This is a genomic window from Kribbella sp. NPDC026611 (assembly GCF_040638345.1).
GTDB lineage: Bacteria > Actinomycetota > Actinomycetes > Propionibacteriales > Kribbellaceae > Kribbella.
In genome coordinates this window covers 327,202-340,751 of record NZ_JBEZYC010000005.1, presented here as the reverse complement: position 1 = coordinate 340,751, position 13,550 = coordinate 327,202, and the positions used below count along the sequence as shown (strand labels likewise).

Sequence of the window (13,550 nt, the reverse complement as noted above, 5' to 3'; positions counted from 1 at the left end):
GATAGAGATCGTTGCCTCCAACGCATCACGAGCAGGTCGTACTCGGCACAGCACCATCAGCCCGTTCGCCACCAGCCCAGGACGGTCACCGCACGCCGTCCCGCGGTAGGTGCTGTCGGATTGGCGTCGACCAGCCCGATCCTCGACTGCAACGCCGGATGACCACCGGGTGCGCAGAGCAGCGCGCCCGGACAGATGTACGCCGTCAGCTGGACCCCGAAGGTGAAGGCCGGTGAATCGTCCGGGACCGCAATCGTCACACCGGACAGCGTTCCCACCGCAGTCAGGTGCAACGCGCGCACCACCACACCTGCAGACACCGTCGCCGGACCAGCGCCGACCGAGAGATCGAGCACGCCTTCCGGCGCATACACGGTTCCCTGCACAAACAGCCGCCCCGACACGAGAGCACAAGCGCTTGTATTGCTGGGATACGGGCCCGCAGTCACACAACCGTCAGCAGCCCGCAGCGCGGGCGGGGTGTAGCTGAGCTCCAACTGCACCGCGTCGATGTCTTCAGTGTCGCCCTGCACCGGCAGCTTCGCGGTCAACGCAAGGCTCGCACCGGTGAACGTCCCCGCATAGATATCCCGAGCCAGCGACCCCGTGCGGACCGCGTCGAGCGGCACGGTCTCCGTCCGGTACGCCGGTCCGCCGGGTGCGCCGGCCACCGACGCCGTCAGCGGCGTACCGGATCCCACATCGACCGACAGGTCGAGCGCATCGGACGACACGACATCGCTGTGCCGATGAGTGATCTTCAACGCCGCCGACTCGAGCACCGACCCGGCCGGGATCGCATCGGGCGGAGCGAACCCGTTGATGGTGACCGGCGCGGAGTCGTTGGCGACCGTGCTCTTCCAGGTCGCCGCGACCCCGTCGACGGTGCCAAGCCGCGCGGGTGTCGCGCTCAGCCCGAACTTGCTGACCAACGAGACCGCGGTCGGTTTCAACCCACTCAGGTTGACCGCTGACGCGCTTCCGCTTGCCAGCCCGCGCAGCGCGATCGGAGGCGCTGTCGACGAGTAGCTCCCGCACAGCTCCGCCTTCGACGACGACTTCACCTCCAGCCGGCTGTCACCGCCGAAGACGAACTGCACCCCGCTGCCCGCGCCGCCGAGCGGACTCGCGCACGAACCAGGCACAACCGCCGGGACCGGCGGCGCCCCGGCTCCTACCGGAGTCCCGCCGACCAGGTTGCCGCTGTCGATCGTCCAAACGTGCGCACCAGCGGTGAGCAGCGGGTTCGTCGCATTCTGGAAGTCGAAGTAGTAGATCCCCGGCTTGAACCACCAGGTGCTCCCCCGGCACGCACTTCCGGCGCTCATCATCGCGGTCAGCCCAGCCGCGTCGTCGTAGTACCCGGGCACGAAGGTGACGAGCGAGTTCGGCGTAGTACAGGCGGGCAGGCTGCGATGCGCTGGTACCGAGGTCAGCGGCGACGGATAGTCCGGGTCGTCGCCACCCGGCAGCGAGGTCAGATTGCACAGCGGACTCCCCAGAAGATCCCCGGAGCACGCGCCCAGCGCCGACAACGAGCCACTGACCGCCAACTGACCCGCCAGCACATCAACCCCAGAGTTGGACGCCACCTTGCCATGGATCTGCAGTGTCGACCCGGCCGGCTGGTCGACCGACAGCCCCGCCTCACCTGCAACCCGGCCAAGAGTCAACACGGCATAGGGAGGCCGGTTGCACTCGCTCGCATCCCGGCATTGCACGACCACCTGCTTCGGATCCGGCCGGCACGTCACAGCAGCGGAGTCGAGCCCGTTGAAGAGCACCAGCGACAACGTGTCCGACAGCCCGAAGCAGTGCTGGCTCGACTCACCGTTGTAGGTGCTGTTCCGGAGGTTGTTGATCGCAGCCTCCATCGCCCCGTCGGCCGCGTACGACGCCCTAGTGTCGTCCCGCAGGCTCTTCGAGACCCGCTGCGCCGTGTCTGTCCGGGTCAGCAACGCCGACAGCGCCAGCGCGACCACGGTCACGACCACGAGGACCAGCAGCAGTGAGGACCCCCGCTCGTCCCGGCGCCTCACGACTGCCTCCGCAAGCCACTGAGCAAGACCTCGTAGTCGCCAGTAGTCGGCTTCGTCATCACCAACCGCAACGTGATGCCCGCCGGCACAGCCGCCGAGTCACAAGCGCTAGAGCACGTCACCGCTAAGCTGCCCGGCTTCACGTTCGACGCCACCCGTATGTCGGACGTCGGAGTACTCGAGCCGAGACAACGAGCCCGGTGCAGCTCCGCACCCGGCGTCAGGTAGTAGGCGACCACGGCCGTACGGCGAACAGCCGGGACGACCGACGTGTCCCAGTAGTCCGACAGCAGCCGCACCGCAGCATCCGGCAGCGGCCCGCACGTGATGCCACCGGCCGTGAACGCCGCACCCAACTGGACCGAAGGCTGGAACGGAAGCGATCCGTCAAGGGCCACAGCGTCGTACGAGCGCAGCCCGACACCGGCCACGTCCCGCGAGAAGTAGCTCGCGCCGAGCTGGGCGTCGTGTGCCATGTCCAGCCGGTCCGAGGTCGCGCTCATCTGGTGCAGCGCGGTGGTCACCAGATCGGCGAGCGCGAGCGACACGACCCCCATCAGGGCCATGGTGATCAGCACCTCGATCAAGGTGAAGCCGTGCTCGGTACGCCTCACCCGCACGGCGGATCCCCGAGCCGGCAAGGCTTCCGCAGTACGACGTCCAGCGTCTCCGACGCGCGGCCGTCGGTGCTGGCCACCGACACCCGCAACCGCTGCAGACCGCGGTCCGGTAGGCACAGCGGCAACCACAACGCCCCGGTCCAGTACTGCACCGACCCCGCAACCACCCGCGCGGTGAAGCCGTCCGGCGGCGTGAAGCCAGGGACTGCATAGGAAGCGGCGCACGCAACATAGTGGCCGTTGGCAACGTACTGCTGCAGCGCGGAGGCGTAGTCGCGGACCGTGGCCACCGCGGTGGCCTCCTTGCGCTGCGCGTCGGACATCAGCACGGTCGTGGTCAGACCCGACATCACCGCGACCACCGCGACGCCCATCAGCGCGATGGCCATCACCAGCTCCAGCAGACTCTCACCGCGCTCCCGCATCAGCCCTGCACCTGCCGGAAGATCCCGTACATCGCGGACACCAGCGCGATCGCGACGAAGCCGACCACGCCACCCATCAGCACGATCACCGCCGGCTCGAACAGGCCGATCAGCTTCTTCAGCTTGTAGTCCAGCTCGCCCTCGTAGTACTGCGCGGTCGTCTCCAGCTGGGCGTCCATCGTCCCGGTGTCCTCGCCGACCCGGAGCATCTGGGCCGCCGTCGCTGGAAACAGACCCGTCGCGGCGAGTGGCCGGGCCAGTCCCTCGCCCTGCATCATCGCCTCCATCACCCGGCCGAGCGACCGGCGGTACACCCGGTTCGGCAGGGATCCGGTGGCGACCCGCAACGCCTGCGGCAGCTGGACTCCCGCACTGACCATCGAGGAGAGGATCCGGCAGAACCGCTCGACCAGAGCGAACTGGACGGTCGGACCGATCACCGGCAACCACAGGACCACGCGGTCGCGCAGGTAGCGGCCCGGCGTCGTCCCGAGCACCCAGACCAGCACCAGGATGAGCACCCCGGCGCCGATCATCAGCGCCCACCACCAGCTGGTCAGGAAGTCGGTGATCGCCAGCAGGATCCTGGTCGGCAAGGGCAGGCGGGCACCCAGACTGTCGAAGAAGTCCTTGAACCGCGGCAGCACGAAGCCTGCCAGCACGACCAGCGTCACCACCGACATGACCGCGACGACGGCCGGATAGATGGTGGCCTGCTTGATCCGCCGCCGCGCCTCGAGATCGCGTTCGAGGTACCGCGCGAGCTGGCCGAGCACGGTGTCCAGCCGGCCGCTCAGCTCCGCCGATCGCAGGATGCCGCGGTAGAACTCCGGGAAGATCTTCGGGTGCCGGTCGAAGCAGTCCGACAGCCGTTCGCCGTCGCGCAGGCCGTCCTCGACCTCGAGCATCATCCGGCGGACCGACGAGTTCGCCGCCTCCCGGCCGAGGCTGTGCACGGACTCGGTCAGTGGCAGCCCGGCCGCGACGAAAGCACCCAGCTGCCGGGTCAGGTGCATCACTTCCTCACGCTTCACCCGGCGCGCGGTGATCTCCACCTGCAGCAGGCCGGGCTTCTCGGTGAGCCGGATGTTCCGCAGTTCCTTCTCGTACAGCGCGAGCTCGGCCTCCTCGCGGCTCTCGGCCCGGGTCGTACCGCGCTTGGTCTGCCCGTCGGTCCGTACCGCGACGTACGCGTACCTGGTCATCGCATCCCCACCGTGTAGATCGACCGGACGACTTCGGCGACCGTTGTCACGCCTGCCTGGGCGAGGCGCGCGCCCTCCTCCTGCAGCGTCCGCAGACCCTCGTACGCGGCGACCTTGCGGATCTCGGCCAGCGGAGCCCGGTCGACCACCAGCTCGCGGATGGGATCCGTAAGGGCCAGCAGCTCGTACACGCCGGTCCGTTCCAGGTAGCCGGTGCGCGCGCAGAAGTTGCAGCCGGCGCCGCGGATCAGCCCGCCGAGCGGGACCTCGGCGCCTGCGGCGCGCAGGAACGCCTGCTCGGTGGCGGGCGGTGCGTAGTACTCGCGGCAGTTCTCGCACACCTTCCGGATCAGCCGCTGCGAGATCACCGCGCTCACCGAGGACGCGACGAGGAAGGGCTCGATCCCCATGTCCAGCAGGCGATACAGGGCGGTCGCGGTGTCGGTGGCGTGCACCGACGACAGCACGAGGTGGCCGGTCAGCGCGGCCTGTACGGCGATCCGCGCGGTGTCCACGTCGCGGATCTCGCCGACCAGGATCACGTCCGGGTCCTGACGGAGGATGGACCGGAGCCCGGAGGCGAAGGTGATCCCGGCGGCCTCGTTGATCTGGATCTGGTTGATCGACGCGTAGCTGTACTCGACCGGGTCCTCGATCGTCATGATGTTGCGCTCGGGATTGTCGATCTCGCCGAGCGACCCGTACAGCGTGGTGGTCTTGCCGCTCCCGGTCGGGCCGGCACAGATGACCATGCCGTACGGCGTCCGGAGCAGGGCGGAGTACCGCGCGGCCAGCTCCGGTGGCATGCCGAGCTGCTCGAGGCGAAACAACGGCCGGCTCTTGTCGAGCAGCCGCAGGACGACCTTCTCCCCGCCGACGACGGCCGCGGTCGAGACCCGGATGTCGACCTCACGGCCCTCGACCCGCATCCGGATCTGACCGTCCTGGGAACGCCGGCGCTCGACGATGTTCAGGTCGGCGAGCACCTTGATCCGGCTGGCGACGGCCGGCCCGATCGTGCCGGGCAGGTCGAGCTGGTCGCGGAGCGCTCCGTCCACCCGGAACCGGACCCGGACCCGGTCGTCGTGCGGTTCGATGTGGATGTCGGAGGCCCGGTCCCGCAGGCCCTGGGTGATGATCAGCTGGACGACCTGGACCACCGGCGCGTCCTCGTTGACCACGAGCTCTTCCGGCTGCTGCGCTGTACCGCGGGCCTGGAACAAACGGACGGACTCGTCGATCCCCGCCAGTGCGCGGAACGAGTTGTCGATCGCGTACAGGATGTCGGGCGCCGCGGCCAGCGCGAGGCGTACCGGCCGACCGAGTGCGTCCTGCAACTGCATGCCCCGCGCCGGATCGGCGAGGACGACGATCACCTCGCCCTCGCGGACTGCCAGCGGCAGCGCGGTCAGCTCCCGAGCCGTCGCCTCGTCGATCAGCGCCGTCGCCTCGGGCTCAGGCGTTGCCGCGCTCAGATCCACCAACGGGATCCCGTGGCGCTCGGCCAGCAGAGCAGCGTGCCGCCGCGCAGCCGGTACGTCGACAGGTTCCTCCGGCCGCGGTGCCGGCGCCGGCACCGCAGGTACGTCGGACTTTCGTTGTCCCCGGTGCCTCATCCGGCCTGCCCCGCGACGGACCGGCTGCGCGGCCGCAGCTCGATCTCCTTCGGATACGCGCTGCGGGCGTACGCGTCCTCGGGCGTGATCTGGCCGGCCTGGACGAGCTCGGACAGCGACTGCTCGAGCGTGATCATGCCCTCGCGCCGGCCGGTGACCAGGGCGTTCCGCAGCTGGTGCGTCTTGCCCTCCTTGATCAGGTTGCGGATCCCGGCGTTCGCCACCATCACCTCGAACGCGGCGACCAGACCGCCGCCGCTGCGTGGGATCAGCCGTTGGTGGACGACTCCGCTGAGCGCGGCCGCGAGCTGGACCCGGACCTGGGACTGCTGCTCGGGCGGGAAGACGTCGATGATGCGCGCCAGCGACTGGGCGGTGTCGTTGGTGTGCAGGGTCGCGAAGACCAGGTGCCCGGTCTCGGCGATGGTGAGGGCGAACCGGATCGACTCGAGGTCCCGCATCTCACCCACCAGCAGCACATCGGGGTCCTCCCGCAGCGCCGCCCGCAACGCGTCCGGGAACGACGCCGTGTCGCTGCCGACCTCGCGCTGGTTCACGGCGGACCGGCGGTGCTCGTGCACGTACTCGATCGGGTCCTCGATCGTGATGATGTGGCAGGCGCGATCGGTGTTGATCTGGTGGATGACGGAGGCCAGCGTGGTCGACTTGCCGGACCCGGTCGGCCCGGTCACCAGGACGAGTCCCTGGTGCAGCTGGGCGAACCTGCCGATCACCGGCGGCAGTCCCAGCTCCGACATGCTCGGAATGCTGCGCGGGATGACCCGCAGCGCGAGTGCGGTGTCACCGCGCTGGGTGAAGGCGTTCGCGCGGATCCTGGCGTTGTCCCGCCAGGAGAACGAGAAGTCGTGCTCGTACGTCGTCTGCCACACGTTCGAGCGGTGCGGGTTCAGGACCTCGGCCAGCATCGCGTCCGTGTCCTTGCGGGTCAGCGGCGTCCGGTCGGCGACCGGGCGCAGTACGCCGTGGACCCGGAGCTGCGGCGCCATCCCGACAGTGAGGAGCAGGTCGGTGCCACCGGCGTTCCAGAGTTCTTCGAGCAGTAGATCCACCCGGCTACCAGGCACGGGAACTTTCATGACGTCCCTTCGGCAAGAGCGTCGGAGCACGGTACGGCGCAGGCGCGCGCCGCTCCCCCGTGATCCGCTGTCCAACGGGCCTCGCCCGGGACGGACCGGCCTCCTCGTACCGGTCCGTGCCAAACAGGCGCCAGCCGCTAGGTGCAGGCGCCGCTCGCGGTGACGAGACCGTTGACGCCGAGCGTGATGGTGTACCCGTCGCCGACGGGCTTGCTGCGGAGCAGCTGGTTGACGCCGACGGTGAGCTCGGCCCAGCCGGGGTCACCGGCCGGCGGGTAGGCGCCGTTCTTCGCGTAGTACGCCTCGACGGCGACCTCGACGCTCTTCTTGTCGGTCTTGCAGGCCGCCGCGTTACCGCGGTCCTGGATACCGGAGACGGCGAACACGACGATCCCGGACAGCACACCGAGGATGACGATGACGACGAGCAGTTCGATCAGGGTGAAGCCGGACTGGTTGCGGCGCGGCACTCGACGGACGGGGCGGGTCCGCAGGTGGGCATGGCTGATCGTCCGGGCAACGAGGGCCCGAAGGCGGAGATTCATGCGACTTCCTTTACAGACGGGGTCTTCCAGGCGCGACAGCGCGAACGACTGATTCAGCTCGACCCCTGTAAATCCAGCTGAGCCTGTGCCTCACATCCCCCCGGATGCTTGCTGCCGCGTCAAAGACTCGTCTCCGCAAGCCTGCTGTCACAGCGGGTGAACTACCGACAGCCCTGGCCACCTGACCGACGCCTGTCGGTCGTTTGCCCGACAGAGCTCAGGAACGACCCAGCAGCGACCGGGTGGCGTCCCAGCCCTCCAACCCTGGATCCAGCCGCGCGATGTCCGCCGCGGACCGCAGCCGGTGCCAGCCCGGACCGACGGCGACCGCGTGCCGGCGCGGTTTACGGGCCTCAAGCAACGAAAGTGCGGTGTCGAAGACCGGCGCGACCTCGGCGACCCAGCCGGCGGTCGGGACGTTCACACCGATCGCGGCGAGCGAGCCGTCCTCGGCCGGAGTGACAGCGATGTCTGCAGAACTGAGGGCCCGGAACAGCTTGCCGATCAAGAGGCCTGGCAGGTCCGGTACGTCGTGCGAAACGGCCACCACTGCCGCTGCCGGGCCTGCGAGCTCCACCGCGTCCAGCACCGGCCGTCCGGGACCCACCGTGTACACAGGCGTTCCTGGCCAGGTCAGCTCGCTCACCGGGGCAAGGGCGGTCTCCCCGCCGCCGGCAACCGCCACGGCGACGTCGACGCGGTCCAGGGCAGCCAGCACCTCGTAGGTGTCCTCGGCCAGCGCGAGCCGCCAGGCGTCGACGGTGCGGCCCGGCGGAGCCCAGCTACCTTCGGCCGGCACGACGAGGACCACGACGCGACGATCGGTCATGCGGGAGTGCTCACGTTGTCGTACTCCGACCGGGCCGCGTTGACCTCGGTCATGTGCGTCTCGGCCCAGGTCTTGATGGCGGAGATCAGCGGCAGCAGCGTCTGGCCGAGCTCGGTCAGCTGGTAGTCGACGCGGACCGGGACCGACGGGGTCACCGAACGGGTCAGCAGTCCGTCGCGCTCGAGTGAGCGCAGCGTCTGGGTGAGCATCTTCTGGCTGACGCCGGCGATCCGGCGGGACAGGTCGGAGTACCGCTGCGGACCGTCGGCGAGGGCGACCAGGACGAGGGAGACCCACTTGTCGCTGATCCGGTCGAGGAGCTGCCGGGCCGGGCAGGTGGCCAGGAACGCGTCGTACGCGCGCGCTGCGTCCTCGCGGCGCTGGGCCGCGGTGCGGGTAGGCATGGCTCTCCTCGGCGTCCGGTACGCACTCCGAAGTGCGTACTTCCCGGAAGAGAGTAGCTCTCCGAGAGTGGTTTCACCCGAACCTGAGGAGAGAACATGCGCGCACTCGTCGCCCGCCGGCTCGACGGCCCGGACGCGGTCGAGGTGATCGAGACCGCCGTACCGGAGCCGGCCGCCGGTCAGGTCCGGATCAAGGTCGCCGCGGCCGCGGTCAATCCGGTGGACCTGGCGGTCAGTGCCGGAATGCCGGTCAAGGCGGGCCTAAGTGCGGCGAGAGCGCAGTTCGGACTGGGGTGGGACGTTGCGGGGACAACCGATGCGGGCACCCCGGTCGTCGGCGTGGCCGACCTCTTGGGGCGCGAGCTCAAGACACACGCGGAGTACGTCGTACTCGACGAGGACCAGGTCACCACAGCGCCTACCAGCGTCGACCTGACCCATGCGGCGACCTTCGGTCTCAACGGCCTGACCGCGCTGCAGGCTATCCGGGCACTGCGGCTGCAGAGCGGACAGACCGTGCTGGTGACAGGTGCAGCCGGCGGCGTCGGAGGGTACGCCGTCCAGCTGGCGAAGCATTTCGGCATGACGGTCGTCGCCAGCGCGGGAGCCCGTGACGAGCACCTGGTCCGCCAACTGGGCGCGGAGTACTTCGTGGACCGCGCCGAGGATCTGGCCGCGACCGTACGGCGGATCGCACCGGTCGGCGTGGACGGCGTGGTGGATGCGGCCGTGATTGGTATCGGCGCACAGGAGGCGGTCCGCAACGGCGGCCGGCACGCGCACCTGCAGGGAGGACCCCGGCCGCCGCACCTGCGCAACATCACGGTCGAGCAGGTCTTCATCCACTCCAACCACGAGGACCTGCGCGAGCTGGTGCGGCTGATCGATGAAGGGGTGCTGGAGACCCGCGTAGCCGACACATACCCGCTGACGGACGCTGCTGCGGCGTACAAGCGCCTCGCGGAGGGAGGGGTCCGCGGGCGGCTGGTCCTGGTTCCTTAAGCCATCGCCGGTAGTTCGGTGGTGATCAGGCCGAGGCGCATCGCGGTCATGATCGCGTTGGCGCGGTTGGTGGCGCCGAGCTTCTCGTAGACCCGGGAGACGTACGTCTTCGCGGTCGAGAGGCTGACGTACATCGTGGCGGCCATGGCCGGCACCGAGAGACCGGTGGACAGCAGCGACAGGACCTCGAGCTCGCGGGGGCTGAGCGCTGCGCCCACGCGGTCGAGGGTGAACGGAGCCGGGACGACCTGGGTACGGCGGGCCAGCGCCGCGCAGAGCCCGGTCGCGGTGAACGAGGCGGCCGCGACCGCGGCGTGCCGGATCGCTCCGAGGACCTCAGAGTTCGGGGCGGTCTTGCCGACGAACGCCGACACCCCGGTCTCCAGCGCCCGGAACAGGACGTCGTCCTCGGCCTGCGCCGTGAGGACGACGATGCCGAGCTCGCCGTGCCGGTCTCGGAGCTCTCGGGCCAACTGAAGCCCGTCGGCGTCCGGCAGGACGACGTCGAGGACCACGACGTCCGGCCGCGCGGTCGCGACGAGCGCCGCCGCCTCGGCCGCCAGGCCGCATTCGCCGACGATGGTGATGTCGGCGTCGGCGCCGACGAGCCGGACCAGGCCGTACCTGGTCAGCGTGTGGCCGTCGACTACGACGACCTTGATCGAGCTCTGCATGACGTCCCCCCCGTGGAACTTTCGCGACTCCCCAGCCAGACATGGTGATGTCACCTTCTGTAACAATGATCGGCGGTCACGCACAGTGCGTTACGGATTTCAAACAGGTGCTTTTCGCCACTTTGGTTGAACGCTTGGTTACCGAATTCCGCCACTTTCTTACCAAGGCCCGAGAACGGCCAGCAGCGCTCCGCCGAGCATGAACGGACCGAAGCTCAGGCTGTGCCGGAGCGTCACCCGCCGGGCCAGGAGCAGCACCAGGCTGACCACTGACATCAGCGCGAAGCCGAGTGCCGACCCGACGAGCACGGTCGGCCAGCCCAGCCAGCCGAGCGCGATGCCGAGGCCGCCGGCGAGCTTGACGTCGCCGAGGCCGAGCTGACCCCGACTGGCGGTCGCCAGCACGAGGTAGCACGCGCCGAGCACCAGCCCACCCAGCACCGCGCGGAGCAGCTTCTCCGGGTGTCCCCCGATCAGAGCCGCCAGGCCGAACAGCGCAATGAGCCCCGGATAGAGCGGCAGGGTCAGGCGGTTGGGGAGCCGCTGGACCGCGCTGTCGACGACTGCGAGCGCAACTCCCAGCACACCGACGAGGGCGTACGGCGCAGCGTCTGCGAGGCCGGCGAATCGCCACAGCAGCAAGGCCACCACGGCACCGGTCGCCAGCTCGAGCGCCAGCGGTACGCCGTACCAGCCCGCGCACTGCGTGCACCGGAACCGTCCCTCGACGGGCGCCGCACACCGCGCGCAGCTGGTCGGTGCAGGCTCGCCGGAAGCCACTGACAGCTGGAACACGGTGCCGCGCAGCAGCAACCCGGCGACGAAGCCAATGATGCCTCCGGCAACTGACCAGGTGATGTCCATGGCGCGAAGGTACGACGCTGCTGCACCAGGCCGGGTCAGCCGACCGGCCGACAAGCACGACGCTCCTTGTCGGCCGATCGAGCGCTGGTGTCCACCGGTCGGCGGCGGGTTCTGACCGGTTGGCCGATGCCGCCCGAGTCGGTGCTGCGAGCAACGTTTGCGGTACCGATCGGCAGCCTGCCGCTCGACCACCGGAGGGTCCTGGTACCCGCCACCAGCTAAGGAGTTTCCAGATGATCGACAAGCTGCTCACCACCGTGCGCACCGCCATCGAGCAGACGCGCACCAACGAGCGCGGCGCCACCATGATCGAGTACGGCCTGCTGGTCGCGCTGATCGCCGTCGTCGTCGTCCCGGCGCTGCTGATCCTCGGCCCGGCCATCGTCGCGCTGTTCACCGGTATCGCGGGCAACCTCTGACCGCTCGGACGTTCTGCCGACCCACCCAGTTCGACTCGCGGGGTGGTGCGGCCCGGCCGGACCGGCCGGGCCGCCGCCCCCGCCACCAGGTTGGAGTCCCGATGCGCACTGCTCTGAGGAACGTGGCCAGCCGGCTGGTGCAGGACGACCGCGGCGCGAACCTGATCGAGTACGGCCTGATCGCGACGCTGCTCGCGCTGGTCGTCGTACCCACCCTCATCCTTCTCGGCCCGACGGTCGCCGCGCTGTACGCCGGCATCGTCGGCGCCTTTTGATTCAGGAGATCGCATGGCACCGAGACGCGGGGTCTTCGCGGGCGGCGAGGCGGACCGCGGCGCGACCGCAGTGGAGTTCGCGTTGCTGCTTCCCCTGCTGCTGCTGGTCGTCCTGGGCATCGTCGACTTCGGCCGGATGCTCAACGCCCAGCAGAACCTGACGCAGGCCGCCCGCGAAGGTGCCCGGCTGGTCGCGCTCGGCCAGCCGAACGTGGCCGGCCGGACCCAGAGCGCGGCCACCGGACTCAGCCCGGTCGGCGTGTCGATCCAGTCGAGCTGCCCGGTGGGTGCGGGGCCGGGCAGCAACGGCAGCGTGCAGACCAGCTACACCTTCCAGTTCACGCCGGGCCTCGGTTACCTCGTCGGCCTCTTCGGTGGCAGCGGCCTGAGTGGCCAGACCACCCTGACCGCCCGGGGAGTCATGCCATGCGAAACCTGATCCTGCCGATGCTGCGGCTGCTCCACGCCGACGACCGTGGTGCCTTCGGCGTCCTGGTCGGGATGCTGTTCGGCACCGGTGTGCTGCTCGGTATGGCCGCGCTGACCATCGACGTCGGACGCCTCTACCAGGAGCGCGCCGAGTTGCAGAACGGCGCCGACGCAGGGTCGCTCGCGGTCGCGAAGAGCTGCGTCACTGCGGCATGCACGCCTGGTACCGCGGCGACGTACGCGAACCTCAACGCCAAGGACGGTACGTCGACCGTGACGCTGGTGTGCGGTCACGACGTCAAGGGCGGCCTCCCGGGCTGCCCGGGGTCCACCGGCACGCGGGTCGACTGCCCAGCCGCACCGGCGTCCGGTTCGAACTACGCCGACGTACACACCGCGACCCGGACGACCGGGGGCTCGTCGCTGCTGCCACCGGTGTTCGCGCGGTCGTTGGTCGGAAACGCCGGCTATGCAGGTACGACGGTGCTCGCCTGCGCCCGGGCGCTCTGGGGACCGGCGCTGGCCTCGCAGTCGCTCGCGATGACGCTGTCGGTCTGTGCCTGGACCCAGGCGACCGGCGGTACTCCGCCGACGTTCGGCGCCAACGTGCGGATCTTCGTGCGTGACGCACCCAACGCACCGACCTGCGCCGGGCTGAGCGCGCCGGGCGAGTTCGGCTGGCTCGCCGGCAACGGCAACTGCACCGCCACGATCGATGTGACGGCAAGCGGTCCGGTCGCGGGCAACGACCCCGGCAAGAACCTGTCCCAACCGTGCCAGGACGCGCTGACGTCGTACGTCGCCAGCGGCGCGCCGATCTTCATCCCGATCTTCGACACGACCACCGGCACCGGCTCCGGTGCGACCTACCACCTGGTCGGACTGGCCGCCTTCGTCCTCACCGGCTACGCCAACATGAACCCGCTCAAGGACGCGATCCCGGCGCCGTTCTCCAAGTCCGACTGCCCGAACGGCAAGACGACCCCGTCCTGCATCTTCGGGCACTTCACCCAGGCTCTCGTGCCAGTCACCACCACCGTCGGCACCGGCACCTACTTCGGTGCCGCCGCCATCAAACTCGCCGGCTAGTACCGGCAACAGAAGAGG

Annotated in this window: 16 protein-coding genes; 5 read left to right on the top strand and 11 right to left on the bottom strand. The window is 69.5% G+C overall.

All coding sequences use genetic code 11. From position 1 onward, the window contains the following. Positions 1 to 56 precede the first annotated feature (56 nt). The 9 genes from AB0E69_RS23260 to AB0E69_RS23220 form a co-directional block, all read right to left on the bottom strand. Positions 57 to 2,039 (bottom strand): hypothetical protein, encoded by a 1,983-nt coding sequence (locus AB0E69_RS23260; protein WP_360149545.1) that lies wholly within the window; start codon positions 2,037 to 2,039, stop codon positions 57 to 59. After that, on the bottom strand, positions 2,036 to 2,659 hold the full coding sequence (locus tag AB0E69_RS23255) for a prepilin-type N-terminal cleavage/methylation domain-containing protein (protein WP_360149542.1): 624 nt from the start codon (positions 2,657 to 2,659) through the stop codon (positions 2,036 to 2,038). Before AB0E69_RS23255 ends, AB0E69_RS23260 begins: the two co-directional genes overlap by 4 nt. Continuing rightward, the gene (locus AB0E69_RS23250) at positions 2,650 to 3,084 is read right to left on the bottom strand and encodes a type II secretion system protein (protein WP_360149539.1); all 435 of its coding nucleotides are present in this window, start codon (positions 3,082 to 3,084) and stop codon (positions 2,650 to 2,652) included. Before AB0E69_RS23250 ends, AB0E69_RS23255 begins: the two co-directional genes overlap by 10 nt. Beyond that, positions 3,084 to 4,289, bottom strand: coding sequence for a type II secretion system F family protein (locus AB0E69_RS23245; protein WP_360149536.1), 1,206 nt, complete (start codon positions 4,287 to 4,289; stop codon positions 3,084 to 3,086). The genes AB0E69_RS23250 and AB0E69_RS23245 overlap by 1 nt, the downstream gene beginning before the upstream one ends. Then, entirely contained in the window at positions 4,286 to 5,905 is a 1,620-nt protein-coding gene (locus AB0E69_RS23240; protein WP_360149533.1) for a GspE/PulE family protein, read from the bottom strand. The genes AB0E69_RS23245 and AB0E69_RS23240 overlap by 4 nt, the downstream gene beginning before the upstream one ends. Beyond that, positions 5,902 to 7,002 carry a type IV pilus twitching motility protein PilT gene (locus AB0E69_RS23235; protein ID WP_360149530.1) on the bottom strand — a complete coding sequence of 367 codons (1,101 nt, stop codon included), beginning with the start codon at positions 7,000 to 7,002 and terminating at the stop codon, positions 5,902 to 5,904. Before AB0E69_RS23235 ends, AB0E69_RS23240 begins: the two co-directional genes overlap by 4 nt. Positions 7,003 to 7,139: 137 nt before the next feature. After that, entirely contained in the window at positions 7,140 to 7,547 is a 408-nt protein-coding gene (locus AB0E69_RS23230) for a prepilin-type N-terminal cleavage/methylation domain-containing protein (RefSeq protein WP_360149527.1), read from the bottom strand. Between the two features lie 217 nt (positions 7,548 to 7,764). Beyond that, the gene (locus tag AB0E69_RS23225; RefSeq protein ID WP_360149524.1) at positions 7,765 to 8,376 is read right to left on the bottom strand and encodes a DUF2064 domain-containing protein; all 612 of its coding nucleotides are present in this window, start codon (positions 8,374 to 8,376) and stop codon (positions 7,765 to 7,767) included. Beyond that, entirely contained in the window at positions 8,373 to 8,780 is a 408-nt protein-coding gene (locus AB0E69_RS23220) for a helix-turn-helix domain-containing protein (protein ID WP_360149521.1), read from the bottom strand. Before AB0E69_RS23220 ends, AB0E69_RS23225 begins: the two co-directional genes overlap by 4 nt. A gap of 96 nt (positions 8,781 to 8,876) precedes the next feature. On the opposite strand from AB0E69_RS23220, the gene AB0E69_RS23215 reads away from it, so the two are divergent. After that, positions 8,877 to 9,782, top strand: coding sequence for an NADP-dependent oxidoreductase (locus tag AB0E69_RS23215; protein WP_360149518.1), 906 nt, complete (start codon positions 8,877 to 8,879; stop codon positions 9,780 to 9,782). Here AB0E69_RS23215 and AB0E69_RS23210 read toward each other — a convergent pair. Beyond that, on the bottom strand, positions 9,779 to 10,456 hold the full coding sequence (locus tag AB0E69_RS23210; RefSeq protein WP_360149515.1) for a response regulator transcription factor: 678 nt from the start codon (positions 10,454 to 10,456) through the stop codon (positions 9,779 to 9,781). The two genes, AB0E69_RS23215 and AB0E69_RS23210, sit on opposite strands and share 4 nt — an antisense overlap. Positions 10,457 to 10,615: 159 nt before the next feature. Next, positions 10,616 to 11,320: an A24 family peptidase gene (locus tag AB0E69_RS23205; RefSeq protein WP_360149512.1), complete on the bottom strand. Its 705-nt coding sequence runs from the start codon at positions 11,318 to 11,320 to the stop codon at positions 10,616 to 10,618. Between the two features lie 233 nt (positions 11,321 to 11,553). Here AB0E69_RS23205 and AB0E69_RS23200 point away from each other — a divergent pair, with 233 nt between their 5' ends. The 4 genes from AB0E69_RS23200 (at position 11,554) to AB0E69_RS23185 (ending at position 13,532) form a co-directional block, all read left to right on the top strand. After that, positions 11,554 to 11,739, top strand: a complete 186-nt coding sequence (locus AB0E69_RS23200; protein ID WP_360149509.1) for a Flp family type IVb pilin — start codon at positions 11,554 to 11,556, stop codon at positions 11,737 to 11,739. Positions 11,740 to 11,840: 101 nt separating this feature from the next. Next, positions 11,841 to 12,014, top strand: a complete 174-nt coding sequence (locus AB0E69_RS23195; protein ID WP_360149506.1) for a hypothetical protein — start codon at positions 11,841 to 11,843, stop codon at positions 12,012 to 12,014. 13 nt (positions 12,015 to 12,027) lie between these two features. Next, positions 12,028 to 12,453 carry a TadE/TadG family type IV pilus assembly protein gene (locus tag AB0E69_RS23190; RefSeq protein WP_360149503.1) on the top strand — a complete coding sequence of 142 codons (426 nt, stop codon included), beginning with the start codon at positions 12,028 to 12,030 and terminating at the stop codon, positions 12,451 to 12,453. Then, positions 12,441 to 13,532: a TadE/TadG family type IV pilus assembly protein gene (locus AB0E69_RS23185; RefSeq protein WP_360149500.1), complete on the top strand. Its 1,092-nt coding sequence runs from the start codon at positions 12,441 to 12,443 to the stop codon at positions 13,530 to 13,532. The genes AB0E69_RS23190 and AB0E69_RS23185 overlap by 13 nt, the downstream gene beginning before the upstream one ends. Positions 13,533 to 13,550: the final 18 nt, after the last annotated feature.

What these genes read in the sequence shown, in the direction of transcription:
- AB0E69_RS23250 (WP_360149539.1), bottom strand. Translation starts at nt 3,084, where the DNA reads ATGCGGGAGCGCGGTGAGAGTCTGCTGGAGCTGGTGATGGCCATCGCG.
- AB0E69_RS23245 (WP_360149536.1), bottom strand. Translation starts at nt 4,289, where the DNA reads ATGACCAGGTACGCGTACGTCGCGGTACGGACCGACGGGCAGACCAAG.
- AB0E69_RS23240 (WP_360149533.1), bottom strand. Translation starts at nt 5,905, where the DNA reads ATGAGGCACCGGGGACAACGAAAGTCCGACGTACCTGCGGTGCCGGCG.
- AB0E69_RS23235 (WP_360149530.1), bottom strand. Translation starts at nt 7,002, where the DNA reads ATGAAAGTTCCCGTGCCTGGTAGCCGGGTGGATCTACTGCTCGAAGAA.
- AB0E69_RS23230 (WP_360149527.1), bottom strand. Translation starts at nt 7,547, where the DNA reads ATGAATCTCCGCCTTCGGGCCCTCGTTGCCCGGACGATCAGCCATGCC.
- AB0E69_RS23225 (WP_360149524.1), bottom strand. Translation starts at nt 8,376, where the DNA reads ATGACCGATCGTCGCGTCGTGGTCCTCGTCGTGCCGGCCGAAGGTAGC.
- AB0E69_RS23220 (WP_360149521.1), bottom strand. Translation starts at nt 8,780, where the DNA reads ATGCCTACCCGCACCGCGGCCCAGCGCCGCGAGGACGCAGCGCGCGCG.
- AB0E69_RS23215 (WP_360149518.1), top strand. Translation starts at nt 8,877, where the DNA reads ATGCGCGCACTCGTCGCCCGCCGGCTCGACGGCCCGGACGCGGTCGAG.
- AB0E69_RS23210 (WP_360149515.1), bottom strand. Translation starts at nt 10,456, where the DNA reads ATGCAGAGCTCGATCAAGGTCGTCGTAGTCGACGGCCACACGCTGACC.
- AB0E69_RS23205 (WP_360149512.1), bottom strand. Translation starts at nt 11,320, where the DNA reads ATGGACATCACCTGGTCAGTTGCCGGAGGCATCATTGGCTTCGTCGCC.
- AB0E69_RS23200 (WP_360149509.1), top strand. Translation starts at nt 11,554, where the DNA reads ATGATCGACAAGCTGCTCACCACCGTGCGCACCGCCATCGAGCAGACG.
- AB0E69_RS23195 (WP_360149506.1), top strand. Translation starts at nt 11,841, where the DNA reads ATGCGCACTGCTCTGAGGAACGTGGCCAGCCGGCTGGTGCAGGACGAC.
- AB0E69_RS23190 (WP_360149503.1), top strand. Translation starts at nt 12,028, where the DNA reads ATGGCACCGAGACGCGGGGTCTTCGCGGGCGGCGAGGCGGACCGCGGC.
- AB0E69_RS23185 (WP_360149500.1), top strand. Translation starts at nt 12,441, where the DNA reads ATGCGAAACCTGATCCTGCCGATGCTGCGGCTGCTCCACGCCGACGAC.